We start from the raw sequence: 16,436 nt of genomic DNA on the forward strand, positions 1-16,436 counted from the left end.
CTGCTATTACCTGCTGGTTCTGACGACCGAGGATTTCCATGGCAAACCAACAACTGTTCCTGGGCATCGACTGCGGCACCCAAGGCACCAAGGCGCTGATCCTGGATGCGCTCAGCGGCCAGGTCCTCGGCCAGGGCGCCGCTGCCCACAGCATGATCAGCGGGGCCAACGGTCGCCGCGAACAAGACACCCAGCAATGGCTCGATGCATTCACCCAGGCGACGCACCAGGCCTTGGCCGCCGCCGGGGTCGATGGCCAGGCGATCCTCGGCATCGGCGTGTCCGGCCAGCAACACGGTCTGGTGCTGCTTGACGACCAGGGCCAGGTCCTGCGCCCGGCCAAGCTGTGGTGCGACACCGAGACGACGCCGGAAAACGATCGGCTCCTGACCCACCTGGGCGGCGAAGACGGCAGCCTCGAACGCCTCGGCGTGGTGATCGCGCCGGGCTACACGGTTTCCAAACTGCTCTGGACCCGGGAGCAACATCCCCAGTTGTTCGAACGCATCGCCAGCGTCCTGCTGCCCCACGACTTCCTCAATTTCTGGCTCACCGGTCGCCATTGCAGCGAATACGGCGATGCCTCGGGGACCGGCTACTTCAACGTGCGCACCCGCCAATGGGACGTGCCGTTGCTGCAACACATCGACCCCAGCGGACGCTTGCAAGCGGCGCTGCCGGAGCTGATCGAGGCCCATCAGCCGGTGGGACGCATCCTGCCGGCCATTGCCCAGCACCTGGGCATCAACCCCGACGCAGTGGTGGCCAGTGGCGGTGGCGACAACATGATGGGCGCCATCGGCACCGGCAATATCCAGCCCGGCGTGATCACCATGAGCCTCGGTTCCTCCGGCACGGTCTACGCCTATGCCGCAGAGCCCACGGTCAGCCCGCAACCGTCAGTGGCGACGTTCTGTTCTTCCAGTGGTGGCTGGCTGCCGCTGATCTGCACCATGAACCTGACCAACGCCACCGGAGCGATCCGCGAGCTGCTGGACCTGGACATCGACGCCTTCAACGCCTTGGTGGTCCAGGCCCCGATTGGCGCAGAAGGTGTGTCGATGCTGCCGTTCCTCAACGGCGAGCGGGTGCCTGCCCTGCCCCATGCCACGGGTAGCCTGCTGGGCCTGACCACCACCAACCTGACCCGGGCCAACCTGTGCCGCGCCGTGGTCGAAGGCACGACCTTCGGTTTGCGCTATGGCTTGGACCTGTTGCGGGCCAACGGGCTCAAGGCCCAGAGCATTCGGCTGATCGGCGGCGGTTCGAAGAGCCCAGTGTGGCGGCAGGTCGTCGCCGACATCATGGACACCACCGTCATTTGTACCGAACAAAGCGAAGCAGCGGCGTTGGGTGCGGCGATCCAGGCAGCGTGGTGCCATTCAGGCCAACCAGACGGCCTGGCTGAACTGTGCGAGCGCTGCGTCAAGCTCGACCCGGCCAGCGAAACCCGGCCAGTCGCCGCCCATGTCGCGGCGTCCCAGCAGGCTTATGAACGTTATCGACAACACGTCGCAACCCTTTGAGAGCGGGCAACTATGTATCTGGTGTGTGGTGAAGCGCTGTTTGATTTTTTCAGTGGGACCGAGGCGGACGGCCCTGCCTCGCAGGTGAACTACAAGGCGATTGCCGGCGGCTCGCCGTTCAACGTGGCGGTGGGATTGCGCCGCCTGGGCATTGAATCGGCACTCTTTGCCGGCCTGTCCACCGATTACCTGGGACGGCGCCTGCAGCAGGTGCTGCTCAACGAAGGTGTCAGCGCTCGATACCTGATGGACTTCGACGCCCCGACCACCCTGGCGATGGTCGCCGTAGGCGCCAACGGCTCGCCCCACTACAGCTTTCGTGGCGAAGGCTGTGCCGACCGACAACTGAGCCTGGCCGATCTACCGGACCTCGGCCCTGAGGTGCGTGGCTTGCATGTCGGCTCGTTCTCGCTGGTGGTGCAGCCCATTGCGGACACGCTCCTGGCCTTGGTGCAACGGGAAAGTGGCCAACGCCTGATCAGCCTCGACCCGAACGTGCGGCTCAACCCGCAGCCAGACATTGAGCTGTGGCGCTCGCGAATCGCGACACTGGTGCAATACGCCGACCTGATCAAAGTTAGTGACGAAGATCTGGACCTGCTCTATCCAGGCATCGAGGCCCAGGCGATCATCAAAGGTTGGCTGGGGCACCGTTGCCAAATGGTCTTCCTGACCCGTGGCGGCCAGGGGGCTACGGTCTTCAGTCGCCAACACGGTACATGGTCGCTGCCGGCGTGCCCGGTGAAAATAGCCGACACCGTGGGTGCGGGCGACACCTTCCAGGCCGCGCTGATTGCGTGGCTGACCGAACAGCAATTGGATTCGGTCGAAGGCGTGCGCACCCTGACCCGGGAGCAGATCAGCGCAATGCTGGAGTTCGCTATTCGAGCCGCCGCCCTGACGTGCGGCAAAACCGGTCCGGACCTGCCTTACCGACAGCAACTGGGCTGAGGTGCGCAGGACCGCTGGAGAACTGTACGCCGGGTTCGGACATCGCCGGACCCGAGCGTCAGACTGACAAGGACAAGGCCGTACTCAGCGCCCGGTCATTCGCTGGTGTTGCTGATGAAAATGATTGCCAGCGGCAGGGTTGTGGTCAAGCTCGGTACGCAACTCGGCGATCAGGTCGTTGATGGCCCGGCAGCCGGTGAGTTTCCTGGCATCGATATCGGTCTTGACCAAGGCCACATGATCGGTCTTGTGGTCATCGAAGATCTTGATCGTCATCGTCAGCTCAGGTGACAACGTGCATTGCGAGCGCTTGGGCAGCAAGCTGCTTTCAATGATGTTTCGCATTTCGAGGGCAGATAAAAACATGGCGACTCTCTCCTGTTGAGGCGGCCAATTTATGTTCACGACGGCGGTATGTTCGTCCGTTTACTTCCCTGCGGACTGGGACTATGAATACCGTGCCGTTCGTTCTTTTTGGCGTTTCTATTATTGAGCTCGTGAAAGCGAACTCCCTGATCGAACTCCAAGACTATCCCGCAAAAAATATGCCCTTATTGACGAGACAGCGCACTGATATAAATCAATCGCTTAGCGTCGAGACCAATCGGACCTCTCGTGCAAAATGCAAGGAAACGGCGGGTTTTCCATGCAAAGTGCAATCGTGGCGAGCATGTCGAAAGCTAGAGTAGCCTCAATTGCAGGCACCTGGGCGGGCGCCCGTCGCCTTGTTCAAAAATTGTTCGACGCGAGCGGGTTTGCGCGTGATTTCAGTGGATCGGCTTGCATTGATGTTGAATAGACTGCCGTCATCGCGAGCAAGCTCGGCTCCCACATTGTTCTGGAGTGACTGTTGGATTTGGATTTACCACCGTTCCCTGTGGGAGCGAGCTTGCTCGCGAAGAGGCCAGCCCATTCAACATCAATGCAAACTGAACCATCGCTATCGCGAGCAATCCAGATCCCACACGGGATTGCAGTGCGTCATGCGGCATTGTCCGCTACAGCTATTGCTGCCCGCTCCGCTACATGGCGCAAACTGTCGAAGTTGATGTTGGCGCCGGAATCGATCGCCACCAGGGTCTCGCCTCGCACCCCCGTGCGCGCCACGTATTGCTTGATCCCGGCCACCGCCAACGCGCCTGAGGGTTCGGTGATGGAACGGGTGTCGTCATAGATGTCCTTGATCGCAGCGCACAGTTGGTCGTTGGTCACCGTCATCACCTCATCGACACAGAATCGGCAGATATCCAGGCCATGGGCGCCGATCTGCGCCACGGCCACGCCGTCGGCAAAGGTTCCCACCTCGGGCAAGGTGACCCGCTCCCCAGCGGCCAGCGCAGCCTGGAGACAGGCAGAGTGCTGCGACTCGACACCGATGATGCGAACGTCCGGGCGCAGGTATTTGACGTAGGCGGCGATGCCCGCGATCAACCCCCCGCCACCGACCGGGACGAAAATCGCGTCCAGCCGGCCCGGATGCTGACGCAGGATCTCCATGGCGACGGTGCCCTGCCCGGCAATCACATCCGGGTCATCGAAAGGCGAGACGAACTCCCGCCCGGTCTGCTCGGCCAGGTCCAGCGCATGGGCCAAGGCAAACGGAAAACTGTCACCGTGCAGCAGCGCCTCGGCGCCGCGGTTGCGCACCCCCAGCACTTTCAACTGCGGGGTGCTCACGGGCATGACGATGCTGGCCGAAATACCCAGTTCCCGTGCCGCCAGCGCGACGCCCTGGGCATGATTGCCGGCAGAGGCAGTGATGACGCCACGGGCCCGCTGCTCCGCGGTCAGGTGCACGAGCTTGTTATAGGCGCCGCGGATCTTGAAGGAAAAGGTCGGTTGCAGGTCTTCGCGCTTGAGCAGGATCCGGTTGCCCAGGGCCTCGGACAGCGCAGGTGCCGCTTGCAGCGGCGTGCGCACCGCCAGTTCGTAGACCGGCGCGGCGAGGATTTTCTTGACGTAGTGCTCAAGCAGGGCTTGCTCGGTGTGGACTGTGGTCATGGCGATCTCCTGGTTCGGTCGGAGCCCAGGAGACAGAAAGAAAAAACCCGCCTCCAGGGCGGGTTCGGTGTAGCCGTCAGCTAGCCCGCCAAATAAGGAATGGCGGTAATAATGCTTGGCTGGCTACGCAGTACGGTTGAATTCATGCCTGGAAATTAGCGGTGCGTTGGCGGCAAGTCAATGGCAAAGATCAAATGCTATCCAGTATTGGCTCTTGTGATGAGGGCCTCAAGTGAACAGCATTACTGTGGGAGCGAGCTTGCTCGCGATAGCGGCGCGTCAGTCAGCGTCAATGCCGACTGACCCAAAGCAATCGCGAGCAAGCTCGCTCCCACGCTGTCCTCCAATTACTTGAGTCCGATTTTGTACAACGCCCCGTCGTCCTCATCCGTCAGCACATACAGGTACCCATCCGGCCCCTGGCGCACATCTCGGATTCGCGCCTTGAGTTCGCCCAGCAGGCGCTCTTCATGAACGACCTTGTCGTCCTGCAGTTGCAGGCGGATCAGTTCACCGGACACCAGGGCCCCGATGAACACGCTGTGTTGCCAGGCCTTGAAGCGCTCATGGTCGTAGAAGGCCATGCCGCTGAGCCCGGGAGACACTTGCCAGACATGGAAGGGGTCAATACCGCCTTCGATGCTCTTGCCCTGGGCTTCGGGAATCGGGGCGCCGGAATAATTGATGCCGTGGGTCGCCAACGGCCAGCCGTAGTTCTTGCCACGCTCGATGAGGTTCAATTCATCACCGCCCCGGGGCCCATGCTCGTTCTCCCACAGAGTGCCGTTCCACGGATTGAGGGCAGCACCCTGGGGGTTGCGAACGCCGTAGGACCAAATCTCGGGACGGACGCCTTTCTGGCCGACGAAGGGATTATCGTCGGGAACCTTGCCGTCGGGGTAGATGCGCACGACCTTGCCTTGCAACTTGTCCAGGTCTTGGGCGGTGGGTCGGTCGTTGTTCTCCCCCAGGGTGATGAACAGATAGCCGTCGCGGTCGAAGACCAGTCGCGAGCCAAAGTGGTTGCCCGTGGACAACTTGGGTTGCTGGCGGAAGACCACATCGAAGTTTTTCAGGCTCTTGAGGTCTTCGGACAATTGCCCGCGTCCCACGGCGGTGCCGGCCTTGCCGTCCGCGCCCGCCTCGGCATAGGACAGGTAGACGGTGCGGTCCTGCTTGAAGTCCGGCGACAGCACCACGTCCAGCAAGCCGCCCTGGCCCTTGGCCCACACCTCGGGCACGCCGCTCAGGGGCGCGGACAACTTACCGTCGGGACTGACCACGCGCAGGTTGCCCTCTCGCTCCGTCACCAGCATGCCCTGTTGGCCAGGCAGGAATGCAACGGACCAAGGGCGCTCCAGCCCCTTGACCACAGTGGTCACTTCCAGGGTGCCCTCCTCGCTTTTGAATGACTGGGTTGGCACGGCGATGGCCGGCGAGGCAAGGGTCAGGACAGCAGTGGCGCAGAATGCGGCCAAGGGTGTTTTACGCAACATGCACATTTCCTTCTGCGGTGTTGAAAGAGCAGCTCCAGCGCCTAGCGATTGCCATTCTGGCTGTTCCGGGGTGGCGTGGGAGACTCGATGGTCGGTCGCGGCGAACCCGACGGCTGGCCGGACCGGGGGTAGCCATTGCCGATGCCGCCGTTTTCCAGGGTCGGAGGCCGTGGCACCGGCACGGTCGGATTGCTATGAATCGTCGGCACGTTGGGCCGGGTGCCCTGCATGCTGTTGGGATTGGCTCGACGCGTCGGGCTGTTATAGGGATTGTTGTTGCCCGGCAGGTTCTGGGCCAGGACCATCGGGCCATCGCTGGGCGTGGCGGCCTGGGCAGTGGCGCTCAGCAGTAGCGTCATGATGGCAATCATCAGCCTGTTCATTGGGGGCACCTCTTGGGTTCAGGCATATCGAAAGCACGCTACGCCGCAGGTTCGACCTTGTTAAGCAAATGTCTCGGTGAAGATGTAACCAAGCGTCTCCGAACCATTGTGGGAGCGAGCTTGCTCGCGATGGCGGTGGGTCAGTTTGCATCAATGGCGCCTGTACCGGCGTCATCGCGAGCAAGCTCGCTCCCACAGGGGAAACTTTTTCCAAGGCCCGAAGGTCACCAGAGAGACACTCACCGGCAAGGAAAACACCCCCATGGCACGGGCAATCTGGAAAGGCGCAATCAGTTTCGGACTGGTCCACATTCCCGTGGCGCTGGTATCGGCCACCGCATCCCAAGGCGTGGATTTCGACTGGCTGGACAAGCGCAGCATGGACCCGGTGGGCTACAAGCGTGTCAACAAAGTCACCGGTAAGGAGGTGACCAAGGAAGACATCGTCAAAGGCGTGGAATACCAGAAAGGCCAATACGTGCTCATCAGCGAAGACGAGATCCGCGCCGCCCACCCCAAGTCCACCCAGACCATCGACATCTTTTCCTTTGTCGACAGCGAAAAAATCCCCCTGCAAAACATCGACAAGCCCTATTTCCTGGCCCCCGACAAACGCGGCGGCAAGGTCTATGCCTTGCTGCGCGAAACACTGGTCAAGACCAACAAAGTAGCGCTGGCCCATGTGGTGCTGCATACCCGCCAGCACCTGGCCGCCCTCATGCCCCTGGAAACGGCACTGGTACTGGTGATGCTGCGCTGGCCCGCCGAGGTACGCGAGTTGGATGTCCTGGAGCTGGGCGACGAGGTCACGAACCCGACCCTGGCCAAGGGCGAGTTGGAAATGGCCAAGCGCCTCGTGGAAGACATGAGCGGCGACTGGGAGCCCCAGGCGTACCGCGACAGCTTCGAGGACAAAATCATGGAACTGGTGGAGAAGAAGGCCAACGAGGGACGGCTCGAAGCGGTGGAAACCGATCCCGGCGAAGAACAACGCAAGACCGCCGATGTCATCGACCTTACCGAGTTGCTCAAGCGCAGCCTCGGCGGCAAGGGCAAGGCACCCGATAAATCAGCCGGGAAGGCCCCGGCGAAACCTGCGAAAACCCGCAAATCCGCTCCTGCCAAAAAAGCCACCAAGGCCTCCCGGGGTTAACCCCCTGGCGTGTGCAATACAAGGGAATCTGTCATGGCCAACGCCGAGAGTGAATCTGCTCGTTTGTCCAATGCCGAGTCGGACGCAACGACGCCCCGCAACCCTGGCCAAGGCGCAACGACAGCCCTGCCCGAACGCCTGGCGCCGCAGTTGGCCACGCCCGTGGAGGAGCCCCCCACCGGTGAATGGCGCTACGAAGTCCAATTCCACGGTTATCGATTGCTGACCCGCATCGAAGACGGCGAAGTCCGGTTATACAACCGCAATCATCAGGACTGGACCGATCGGCTGAAGTTGCATGCCGACGCCTTGGCCGGGTTGAACCTGGGGGACAGTTGGCTCGACGGCGAACTGGTCCTGCTCGATGAGACCGGCCATTCCGATTTTGCTGCCCTGCGCGAGGCCTTCGAGATCAGCCGCACCGTCGACATGGTGTATTTCCTGTTCGATGCGCCCTTTCTCAATGGCGTCGACCTGCGTCAGGCGCCGGTGGAAGAACGCCGTGCGGCGCTGAAAAAAGCCCTCGGCAACAACGCCAGCAAGCGCCTGCGCTTCTCCGAATCATTTTCCGCCAGCCAACACGATATGTTCGAAAGCGCCATCGCGCTCTCATTGGACAGCGTGGTCGGCAAGCGCCTGGGCAGTCCTTACGTTTCCAGGCGAAGCGACGATTGGGTAAAGCTCAAGTGTCGGCTGCGCCAAGCCTTTGTCATCGTCGGATTCACCCGCCCCCAAGGCAAACGCAGCGGTTTCGGCGCGTTGTTGCTGGCCGTCAACGGGCCAACGGGGCTGGTATACGCCGGCCGGGTCGGCACCGGGTTCAGCCAGGCGCAAATCAAGCAATTGCACGAGCAACTGTGTACCCAGCAGCGCGATACTCCACCACTGGCTGAGCCGCTCAACGGTACACAGGGGCGCGGCGTGCAATGGGTCGAGCCGACCCTGACCTGCGAAATCGAATTCACCGAGTGGACCCGCGACAACCAGGTGCGGCAGGCTATTTTCCTGGGCTTGCCGCCTGATACGCCCGCCAGCAAGGTTGTTCGTGAGCAGCCCCTGCCGATAAAACCCACTGCGCCAAAACCTCAGCGTCGTCACAAAGCCAGCGCGGCCAAGGTGGACGGTGTGACGATCACCCACCCTGATCGGGTCATCGACAGTGTCAGCGGCGTGCAAAAGGCCGAGCTGGCCCAGTATTACCTGGACATCGCCCCTTGGATCCTGCCGCACCTCAAGCTGCGTCCGGTCGCGCTGCTGCGGGCACCGGACGGTATCGGTGAAGAACTGTTCTTTCAAAAACACGCCGATCGACTGGAGATTCCCCACATCAAACAGTTGGATCCGCATCTGGACCCGGGTCATGCCGCCCTGATGGAAATCGACGACGTCCACGCGCTGGTGGGCGCGGCGCAGATGGGCGCGGTGGAACTGCACACCTGGACCGCGACCCACGACCGGATCGAGACGCCTGACCTGTTTGTCCTCGATCTGGACCCGGACCCGTCACTGCCCTGGAGCGCGATGATCGAGGCGACCCGCATGACCTTGGCGGTGCTGGACGAGCTGGGTTTGCAGGCCTTCCTCAAGACCAGCGGTGGCAAAGGCATGCACGTGATCGTGCCATTGGCGAGAAACGAGGGCTGGGACACCACCAAGGCGTTTGCCAAGGCCATCTCCCAGTTCCTGACCCGGCAAGCGCCGGAGCGCATCACCGCCACCATGGGACCGAAGAATCGCGTCGGGAAAATATTCGTCGACTACCTGCGCAACGCCCGCGGGGCCAGCACGGTAACCGCTTATTCAGTGCGCGCCAGGCCAGGCCTGCCGGTCTCGGTGCCCATTGCCCGCGCCGAACTGTCGACCCTGCGCAACGCCCAGCAATGGGATATCTATACCGCGCTGGAGCGGGCCAGGGGCTTGGGCGCCGATCCTTGGGAAGGTTATAACCACCGCCAGCGGATTACCGCCAGGATGTGGGAACAGCTGGACGCGCAAAAACCCACCGACTGAAACCTATGGGGCGTAAGAGCGCGTAGGAGCGCGTAGGAGCTGTCGAGTGCAACGAGGCTGCGATCTTGTCCCAAACGATTGAGTCGCAAGCGAAAAGATCAAGATCAAAAGATCGCAGGCTTCGCCAGCTCCTACGGGATTTAGATCCAGACGAAGATCGCCAGCAATCCACCGAAAAATGCCCACTTCTGCAGGTAGTACAACCTGCGGTTGCGCTTTTTCAGGGCCTTGCCTTGCAAACGTATCTTGTAGAGTCTGGAGAATGCCCGGTTCAGGCCGCCCGTCCTGTCGCCCGCGTCGTTGGGCGCGCCGGCCGCCGCCATCACGGTGCGGCTGAACCAGCGGTTGAACGCCGTGGCCCAGGGAAACTTCATCGGCCGCTCCACGTCGCAGAACAGGATGATGCGGTTCTGGTCGGTGGTGTTCTCGGCGTAATGAATGAACGTTTCGTCAAAAATCACCGCTTCGCCGTCACGCCAGTGATAAGCCTCGCCATCGACATTGATGTAGCAGCCGGCATCGTTGGGCGTTTCCAGGCCCAAGTGATAGCGATAGGACCCGGCATAGGGGTCGCGGTGCCGGACCAACTTCGACCCCGGCGGCAACTCGGCAAACATCGCCGCCTTGATCGACCCGATGCTCTGCACCAATTCGGTGGTGCGTGGGCACAATTTCATGGCCGACGGATGGCTGTCGCCGTACCACTTCAGGTAAAAGCGCTTCCAGCCGGTCTTGAAGAATGAGTTGAAGCCCACGTCGTCGTACTGATTGGAACGCTTGATCTCCCCCGCCCGCAGCAGGCTCTGGCCTTCGGCCCGGATTTCTTCCCAATGAGCCTGCAGCGGACTCAGGTCCGGGAACTGCGTCGGGCTCAGGAAAGGCCTGTTGGGCAGCTTCGAGCACAGGTAAAGCAGGCAATTGATCGGTGCGAGAAAAGACGAGTGATCGCTCAACTGGCGTCCGACCTTGTGGCGCACGCGTCCACGCAGGTGAACGTAGCCGATGGAGAGGAGGTAGATCGCGACAATGATGAGCTTCACGAAAGTCCGTCACAATGCAGGGAGTGAACAGGCTGCGTCTCCGGGCCAACCAAGCGGCAAGGGAGATAGCATTGGGTGAGGTGGCATTTTAGCCAGAGTTTGTAACCAAAAGTTATCCTGAAGTTGTGAAAAACTGTCTTGTCCGGGCAATACCCTATCGTTAATGCGGCCAGATCAGTACAATCGCCGCCAATTATCACGCGCTCCCTTTGGCCGATGCCGCAAACCGCGGCTTCGGCGCACGTCTACCCGGGCCGGGCGCTCCGTATGCTGCTGTCCTCTTATGCCGGATGGACCCTTGCGCTTGCGACCGCGACGCCTTTGCGCGGTCGGGACGTGCGCAAACAGGTACTGAACAGGTACTGCCGCACCCTTAGCTACTCTGAATGTTCCGCAGGATAAACCTTTGATCTCTACAGCTAACATCACGATGCAGTTCGGCGCCAAGCCACTGTTCGAAAACGTCTCTGTCAAATTCGGCGCGGGCAACCGCTACGGTCTGATCGGCGCCAACGGTTGCGGCAAGTCGACCTTCATGAAAATCCTCGGTGGCGACCTCGAGCCGTCCGGTGGCCAGGTCATGCTCGAGCCGAACGTGCGCCTGGGTAAACTTCGCCAGGACCAGTTCGCCTACGAAGAATTCACCGTGATCGACACCGTGATCATGGGTCACGAAGAGCTGTGGAAGGTCAAGGCCGAGCGCGATCGCATCTATTCGCTGCCGGAAATGACCGAAGAAGACGGCATGGCCGTGGCCGAGCTCGAAACCGAATTTGCCGAGATGGACGGCTACACCGCCGAATCCCGCGCCGGTGAATTGCTGCTGGGCCTGGGGATTGGCATCGAACAGCATTTCGGCCCGATGAGTGAAGTGTCGCCTGGCTGGAAACTGCGTGTACTCCTGGCCCAGGCACTGTTCTCCGACCCGGAAGTGCTGCTGCTCGACGAACCGACCAACCACCTGGATATCAACACCATCCGCTGGCTGGAAAACGTGCTGACCCAGCGTTCGAGCCTGATGATCATCATCTCCCACGACCGTCACTTCCTGAACAGTGTCTGCACCCACATGGCGGACCTGGACTACGGCGAGCTGCGCCTGTTCCCAGGCAACTACGACGAGTACATGACCGTGGCGACCCAGTCCCGCGAGCAACTGCTGTCGGACAACGCCAAGAAGAAAGCCCAGATCTCCGAACTGCAATCGTTCGTCAGCCGTTTCTCGGCCAACGCCTCGAAAGCCAAGCAGGCCACCTCCCGCGCCAAGCAGATCGACAAGATCCAACTGGCCGAGGTCAAGCCATCGAGCCGTGTCAGCCCGTTCATCCGCTTCGAGCAGACCAAGAAACTGCACCGCCAGGCGGTCATTGTCGAGCGCATGGCCAAGGGCTTTGACGGCAAGCCGCTGTTCAAGGATTTCAGCTTCACCGTCGAAGCCGGCGAGCGCGTGGCGATCATTGGCCCGAACGGTATCGGCAAGACCACCTTGCTGCGCACCCTGGTCAATGAACTGGAACCGGACGCCGGCACCGTGAAATGGACCGACGCCGCGGAACTGGGCTACTACGCCCAGGACCATGCCCATGACTTCGAAGACGACGTCAACCTGTTCGACTGGATGGGCCAGTGGACCCAGGGCGGCGAACAACTGGTTCGTGGCACCTTGGGCCGCATGCTGTTCTCCAACGACGAGATCCTCAAGTCGGTCAAGGTCATTTCCGGTGGTGAACAGGGCCGCATGCTGTTCGGCAAGCTGATCCTGCAAAAGCCGAACGTGCTGGTGATGGACGAACCGACCAACCACTTGGACATGGAGTCCATCGAAGCGCTGAACCTGGCGCTGGAAAACTACCCGGGCACGCTGATCTTCGTCAGCCATGACCGAGAGTTCGTATCGTCCCTGGCCACCCGCATCATCGAGCTGAGCGCCGACGGCGTGGTCGACTTCAGCGGCACCTATGACGACTACCTGCGCAGCCAGGGTGTGGTGTTCTAAGGGCAGCCCCGAGTTGCAAGCTTAAAGCGGCAAGTCAAAAGCCCCGTCCACTGTGATGGGGCTTTTTGCATTCCAAGGGTAACGCCCCTGTGAGAGCGAACTTGCTCGCGACTCGGCATGCCAGTCGAATGATCATTGCCTGATCTACCGCTTTCGCGAGCAAGCTCGCTCCCACAGGGTTTAGTGGCGTACACAAATGCTGTGTACACCCAAATCCATTGTGGGAGCGAGCTTGCTCGCGATTCGGCATGCCAGTCGACTGATCATTGCCTGATCTACCGCTTTCGCGAGCAAGCTCGCTCCCACAGGGTTTAGTGGCATACACAAATGCTGCGTACACCCAAATCCATTGTGGGAGCGAGCCTGCTCGCGATGGCGCCGGCACACACAGCATCCATCCCGCCTAAACACCCAGTCTGCCCAATACATTAGTTAGCCTGCTTTCTTTTATCCCCACCTCGCGCCATGATGAGGCTCTCTTACCGCTGCCCGCGAACGAGCCCCATGCCCACGCCCTCCTCTGCCCCCAGTTCCTTGTCGATCACCCTGCAGATCGTCTCCATCGTTTTCTACACCTTCATCGCCTTCCTCTGCATCGGCCTGCCCATTGCCGTGTTGCCCGGATATGTCCACGAACAGTTGGGCTTCAGCGCGGTGGTGGCCGGGTTGACCATCGGTTCACAGTACCTGGCGACCCTGCTCAGCCGTCCCATGGCCGGGCGGTTGTCGGACAGCGTAGGCACCAAGCGGGCGATTGTCTACGGGTTGTCGGGGATTGTGCTCAGTGGCGTGCTGACGCTGATTTCGACCTTGCTGCAAAGCTTTCCCCTGACCAGCCTGCTGATTCTGATTGCTGGCCGCTTGTTGCTCGGCGTGGCCCAGGGGCTGATTGGCGTGGGCACCATCAGTTGGTGCATGGGCCAGGTGGGGGTGGAGCACACGGCCCGCTCGATTTCCTGGAACGGCATCGCCTCGTATGGGGCCATCGCTATTGGAGCACCGCTGGGGGTGGTGATGGTGGGTGAGCTGGGGTTTGCCAGCCTGGGCATTGCGTTGTCGTTGCTGGCGGGTGCTGCGCTGTTGATGATTCGCAACAAGCCGTCGGTGCCGGTCATTCGCGGCGAGCGCTTACCTTTCTGGGCGGTGTTTGCGCGCATTGCCCCGTACGGCGCGGGCCTGAGCCTGGCGTCGATCGGCTACGGCACGCTCACCACGTTCATTACGCTGTTTTATGTCAGTCGCGGCTGGACTGGCGCGGCCTGGTGCCTGACGGTTTTTGGCATTTGCTTCATCCTCGCGCGGCTGTTGTTCATTTCCAGCATCGCCCGCTTCGGTGGCTTCAACTCGGCCATCGCTTGCATGAGCATCGAAACCCTTGGGCTGGTACTGCTATGGCTGGCGCCGTCCACTCCGTTCGCCCTGGTCGGTGCCGGGCTGGCCGGTTTCGGGTTGTCGCTGGTGTATCCGGCGCTGGGGGTGGAGGCCATCAAGCAAGTGCCGAACACCAGCCGTGGGGCGGGTTTGAGTGCTTATGCGGTGTTTTTTGACCTGGCGCTGGCGATTGCCGGGCCGCTGATGGGGGCGGTGGCGTTGAACCTGGGTTATTCGTCGATTTTCTTCTGTGCTGCGTTGTTGTCGGTTAGCGGGCTGGGGCTGACGTTGCTGCTGCGGCGGCGGGCCATGAATGCGCCTTTGTAATACTGTTCACTGTCGTTTTTTGGCTTTTGAGAAAGCCCGGTGCTCTGGTGTGTATATCCGTTTCTTCGGTAACGGCGGCTTATGGTTCCGCTCTTACAGCGGGTCACTTTTGGAAAAGCGCCAAAAGTAACCAAAAACGCTTTGCCCCACCACTCGGTGCCTCGCTAGGGCTCGGCATGCCCTCACTCCGGCATTGCTCCGTGGGCCGCCGCGAAGGGCCATCCATGGCCCAGCGCGGCTACCTCGGCATCCATGCCGAGGTGCCCACTCCACAATGCCTGCGTTCGGCCAGCGTGGTTTAACGGGGCGTCCAGATCAAGATCAAGATCAAGATCAAGATCAAGATCAAGATCCAAAGCAAAGCAAAGCAAAGCAAAGCAAAGCAAAGCAAAGCAAAGCAAGAGCCGGGTATATCCAGTATCTATGTGACTGAGCCACCGCTATCGCGAGCAAGCTCGCTCCCACATTGGATCTTCAGCAGACACAAGATTCATGTGCACCACAAAACCTGTGGGAGCGAGCTTGCTCGCGATGAGGCCACCCCATCCAACATCATCGCAAACTGACACACCGTCTTCGCGAGCAAGCCCGTTCCCACAGGAGAAACGCGGTCCCAACAAGAACCAGGTCGGCTATCAGGCCGCCTCGGCGAGGACGTTGATCTCGGGCGCCCCGTTAACCACGATGGCCGAACGCAGGCATTGCGCAGTGGGCATCCCGGCATGGATGCCGGGATAGCCGCGCTGGGCCATGGATGGCCCTTCGCGGCGGCCCACGGAGCAATGCCGGAGTGAGGGCATGCCGAGCCCTAGCGAGGCACCGAGTGGTGGGGCATAAAGCGTTTTGGTTACTTTTGCGCTTTTCAAAAGTGACCCGCCGTAAGGGCGGAACCATTAGCAGCCGTTACCGCAAAAACGGATATACACACCAAACAACTCGAAACGGAAGATCAGCCCGAACGCTAAGTGAACAGCATGACCTTATTGATCAGCCGTCTTCATCCCCGCCCGGGTCGCCTTACCCAAGGCCTCGCCGAAAAAGCGGCTGGCCTCGGAAATCATGGTGCGGTGAATGTCCTTGCGATCGACGCCATCGGCATCCGTGCAGAGCGCCGGCATCGCGGCGATCTGCTCGTCGGTGCACGGCGCCAGGAAGACAAAATGCCCCGCGCCGGCCAGCGTCTTGAAATCTGGAGCGGTGGGCAGTTTGCGGGCCAAGGCAGCGGCGTTCTTGTCAAACGCCACGAGATTGTCACCATCGCCGCTGTACAGCAGCACCGGCACATGGACATCGGCCAATGTATGACGGCCGAACTTCAGGCTCAACGGTGCCATCAGCAACAATGCCCGGACCCTGGGGTCGGCCACCGGTTGCAGGTCGTCGCGGTCGGCGATCAACTCGCCCTGGGTGTTGCAGGCGTCACGGTCCTCCGGTCGCTCCTTGCAATAGCGGCGCAAGCGATTGAGGTCCGGCGTCGCACCGGACAGGATCAAAGCGGTCTCGCCACCCGCCGAATAACCGATCACCCCGACCTGCCCGGCGTTGACGAAAGGCGAGAGCATCGGGTCATTGAGCGTCGCGGTGATGGCTTCGGAAATCTGGATCGGCCGCCCGTACAGGTTGCTCAGGGTGCCAAGCCGGCTGTGGTCCTGGACATTGTCGCCGGGATGAATCACGGCCACCACGACGAACCCCTTGCGCGCCAACGAGGTGGCGAGGTCATGCAGGGCCAATGGGGTGCCGGTATTGCCATGGGACAGCATTAACAGAGGAAAACGGCCGATGGCGATCTGAGCCTCCGGCGCGGCATCGATCTGGTAGCCGCCGAGCAGGCTGGATTGTTTGCGGTCGGTGGACGGATAAAAGGCGATGGCGTGCATCGGCTGCTGATCCAGCGGATCCAGAAAATTCAGCTCATGGAAACCGGCGCTCCAATGCGGATGCGGCCCCGGTGCGGCCTGCACTGAAGCGGAACTGGCAAACAAGCAAAGCAGCAACGCTGCACCAAAACGTGCCATCGAATTTCCACCCCTCACCAGCGCACGGGAAGGCCCCGTCGCTCGCAGTCTTGGCCGTGCATAACCTGCGCCAGTTCTCCGGCGCCGAACGCAGCAAAACCCTGCATCCCGGCCATCCAATGACGACGAGAATACAGGGTTTTGCGAAGGTTGCCCGAAGCGCT

The 16,436-nt window shown here is 61.1% G+C and carries 13 protein-coding genes and 1 pseudogene; 7 read left to right on the forward strand and 7 right to left on the reverse strand.

Going from position 1 to position 16,436, the window contains the following annotated elements; all coding sequences use genetic code 11:
* Positions 1 to 38: 38 nt before the first annotated feature.
* A complete protein-coding gene (gene xylB / locus ACLH0I_RS16300) occupies positions 39 to 1,526 on the forward strand; it encodes a xylulokinase (RefSeq protein WP_411384769.1) in 1,488 nt (495 codons plus the stop codon).
* Positions 1,527 to 1,538: 12 nt separating this feature from the next.
* Positions 1,539 to 2,477, forward strand: coding sequence for a carbohydrate kinase family protein (locus tag ACLH0I_RS16305; RefSeq protein ID WP_411384770.1), 939 nt, complete (start codon positions 1,539 to 1,541; stop codon positions 2,475 to 2,477).
* An 84-nt stretch (positions 2,478 to 2,561) separates the two neighbouring features.
* On the opposite strand, the gene ACLH0I_RS16310 is transcribed toward ACLH0I_RS16305, so the two are convergent.
* The 4 genes and pseudogenes from ACLH0I_RS16310 to ACLH0I_RS16325 all read right to left on the reverse strand — a co-directional run bounded on the left by ACLH0I_RS16310 (position 2,562) and on the right by ACLH0I_RS16325 (position 6,357).
* A complete protein-coding gene (locus ACLH0I_RS16310; protein ID WP_053119524.1) occupies positions 2,562 to 2,843 on the reverse strand; it encodes a DUF1652 domain-containing protein in 282 nt (93 codons plus the stop codon).
* Between the two features lie 639 nt (positions 2,844 to 3,482).
* Positions 3,483 to 4,478: pseudogene (gene ilvA / locus ACLH0I_RS16315) on the reverse strand (threonine ammonia-lyase, biosynthetic); the annotation flags it as partial.
* A gap of 347 nt (positions 4,479 to 4,825) precedes the next feature.
* Positions 4,826 to 5,974, reverse strand: a complete 1,149-nt coding sequence (locus ACLH0I_RS16320) for a PQQ-dependent sugar dehydrogenase (RefSeq protein ID WP_411384771.1) — start codon at positions 5,972 to 5,974, stop codon at positions 4,826 to 4,828.
* A gap of 41 nt (positions 5,975 to 6,015) precedes the next feature.
* On the reverse strand, positions 6,016 to 6,357 hold the full coding sequence (locus tag ACLH0I_RS16325) for a hypothetical protein (protein WP_250963572.1): 342 nt from the start codon (positions 6,355 to 6,357) through the stop codon (positions 6,016 to 6,018).
* A gap of 262 nt (positions 6,358 to 6,619) precedes the next feature.
* Between ACLH0I_RS16325 and ACLH0I_RS16330 the strand changes: the two genes are divergently transcribed.
* Both ACLH0I_RS16330 and ligD read left to right on the forward strand, forming a co-directional pair.
* Positions 6,620 to 7,510: a Ku protein gene (locus tag ACLH0I_RS16330; protein WP_186709391.1), complete on the forward strand. Its 891-nt coding sequence runs from the start codon at positions 6,620 to 6,622 to the stop codon at positions 7,508 to 7,510.
* A 33-nt stretch (positions 7,511 to 7,543) separates the two neighbouring features.
* Complete coding sequence (ligD, locus tag ACLH0I_RS16335) at positions 7,544 to 9,520, forward strand: DNA ligase D (RefSeq protein ID WP_250963571.1); 1,977 nt, start codon at positions 7,544 to 7,546, stop codon at positions 9,518 to 9,520.
* Positions 9,521 to 9,660: 140 nt separating this feature from the next.
* On the opposite strand, the gene lpxO is transcribed toward ligD, so the two are convergent.
* The gene (gene lpxO / locus ACLH0I_RS16340) at positions 9,661 to 10,560 is read right to left on the reverse strand and encodes a lipid A hydroxylase LpxO (RefSeq protein ID WP_186709397.1); all 900 of its coding nucleotides are present in this window, start codon (positions 10,558 to 10,560) and stop codon (positions 9,661 to 9,663) included.
* Between the two features lie 406 nt (positions 10,561 to 10,966).
* Here lpxO and ACLH0I_RS16345 point away from each other — a divergent pair, with 406 nt between their 5' ends.
* From ACLH0I_RS16345 to ACLH0I_RS16355, 3 genes are all read left to right on the forward strand, one after another.
* On the forward strand, positions 10,967 to 12,556 hold the full coding sequence (locus tag ACLH0I_RS16345) for an ABC-F family ATPase (protein WP_003181279.1): 1,590 nt from the start codon (positions 10,967 to 10,969) through the stop codon (positions 12,554 to 12,556).
* A gap of 504 nt (positions 12,557 to 13,060) precedes the next feature.
* Positions 13,061 to 14,254 carry an MFS transporter gene (locus ACLH0I_RS16350; RefSeq protein ID WP_411384772.1) on the forward strand — a complete coding sequence of 398 codons (1,194 nt, stop codon included), beginning with the start codon at positions 13,061 to 13,063 and terminating at the stop codon, positions 14,252 to 14,254.
* Positions 14,255 to 14,430: 176 nt separating this feature from the next.
* Positions 14,431 to 14,556: a hypothetical protein gene (locus ACLH0I_RS16355; protein WP_411387574.1), complete on the forward strand. Its 126-nt coding sequence runs from the start codon at positions 14,431 to 14,433 to the stop codon at positions 14,554 to 14,556.
* Between the two features lie 333 nt (positions 14,557 to 14,889).
* Here the strand turns inward: ACLH0I_RS16355 and ACLH0I_RS16360 are convergent, their stop codons facing one another.
* Together ACLH0I_RS16360 and ACLH0I_RS16365 are read right to left on the reverse strand one after the other, a co-directional pair.
* The gene (locus ACLH0I_RS16360) at positions 14,890 to 15,054 is read right to left on the reverse strand and encodes a hypothetical protein (RefSeq protein ID WP_411387575.1); all 165 of its coding nucleotides are present in this window, start codon (positions 15,052 to 15,054) and stop codon (positions 14,890 to 14,892) included.
* Positions 15,055 to 15,234: 180 nt separating this feature from the next.
* Entirely contained in the window at positions 15,235 to 16,272 is a 1,038-nt protein-coding gene (locus ACLH0I_RS16365; protein ID WP_250963567.1) for an alpha/beta hydrolase family protein, read from the reverse strand.
* Between the last annotated feature and the right edge of the window lie 164 nt (positions 16,273 to 16,436).

Source organism: Pseudomonas sp. MPB03, from assembly GCF_046605385.1.
Taxonomy (GTDB): Bacteria; Pseudomonadota; Gammaproteobacteria; order Pseudomonadales; family Pseudomonadaceae; genus Aquipseudomonas; species Aquipseudomonas zanjanensis.

Excerpts from the sequence above, each read along its gene's own strand:
- xylB (WP_411384769.1), top strand. The coding sequence starts at position 39 with ATGGCAAACCAACAACTGTTCCTGGGCATCGACTGCGGCACCCAAGGC.
- ACLH0I_RS16305 (WP_411384770.1), top strand. The coding sequence starts at position 1,539 with ATGTATCTGGTGTGTGGTGAAGCGCTGTTTGATTTTTTCAGTGGGACC.
- ACLH0I_RS16310 (WP_053119524.1), bottom strand. The coding sequence starts at position 2,843 with ATGTTTTTATCTGCCCTCGAAATGCGAAACATCATTGAAAGCAGCTTG.
- ACLH0I_RS16320 (WP_411384771.1), bottom strand. The coding sequence starts at position 5,974 with ATGTTGCGTAAAACACCCTTGGCCGCATTCTGCGCCACTGCTGTCCTG.
- ACLH0I_RS16325 (WP_250963572.1), bottom strand. The coding sequence starts at position 6,357 with ATGAACAGGCTGATGATTGCCATCATGACGCTACTGCTGAGCGCCACT.
- ACLH0I_RS16330 (WP_186709391.1), top strand. The coding sequence starts at position 6,620 with ATGGCACGGGCAATCTGGAAAGGCGCAATCAGTTTCGGACTGGTCCAC.
- ligD (WP_250963571.1), top strand. The coding sequence starts at position 7,544 with ATGGCCAACGCCGAGAGTGAATCTGCTCGTTTGTCCAATGCCGAGTCG.
- ACLH0I_RS16350 (WP_411384772.1), top strand. The coding sequence starts at position 13,061 with ATGCCCACGCCCTCCTCTGCCCCCAGTTCCTTGTCGATCACCCTGCAG.
- ACLH0I_RS16355 (WP_411387574.1), top strand. The coding sequence starts at position 14,431 with ATGCCCTCACTCCGGCATTGCTCCGTGGGCCGCCGCGAAGGGCCATCC.
- ACLH0I_RS16360 (WP_411387575.1), bottom strand. The coding sequence starts at position 15,054 with ATGCCCTCACTCCGGCATTGCTCCGTGGGCCGCCGCGAAGGGCCATCC.
- ACLH0I_RS16365 (WP_250963567.1), bottom strand. The coding sequence starts at position 16,272 with ATGGCACGTTTTGGTGCAGCGTTGCTGCTTTGCTTGTTTGCCAGTTCC.